General features: G+C 65.4%; 1 pseudogene. It reads left to right on the forward strand.

Features of this window, described 5'->3' with window-relative positions:
- A pseudogene (locus tag SB719_RS21900) lies at nucleotides 1–246 on the forward strand (hypothetical protein); the annotation flags it as partial.

Genomic DNA, 246 nt, shown 5'->3' on the forward strand with positions numbered 1-246 from the left:
GTGGCGATCCAGGAACTGAAGCTGGGCCGTTTCTTCGCCGGCAAGATGCCCAAGGGCAAGATGCGCCGCGACTTCGCGCCGGTGGGCCGCAAGATGGGCCGCCAGCTTCTGAAGGACTACGTGCTGTTCCCGGCGCTGGCCGGTCCGTTCTTCCTGCCGGTGCTGCTGGGCAACCTGGTCGCCAACGGCATCCGCAACGTGTGGACGTACGTGGTGATCTTCTGCGGGCATTTCACCGCCGATGCC

The sequence above is a fragment of the Pantoea sp. SIMBA_079 genome (assembly GCF_046940275.1).
Taxonomy (GTDB): domain Bacteria; phylum Pseudomonadota; class Gammaproteobacteria; order Enterobacterales; family Enterobacteriaceae; genus Pantoea; species Pantoea borealis.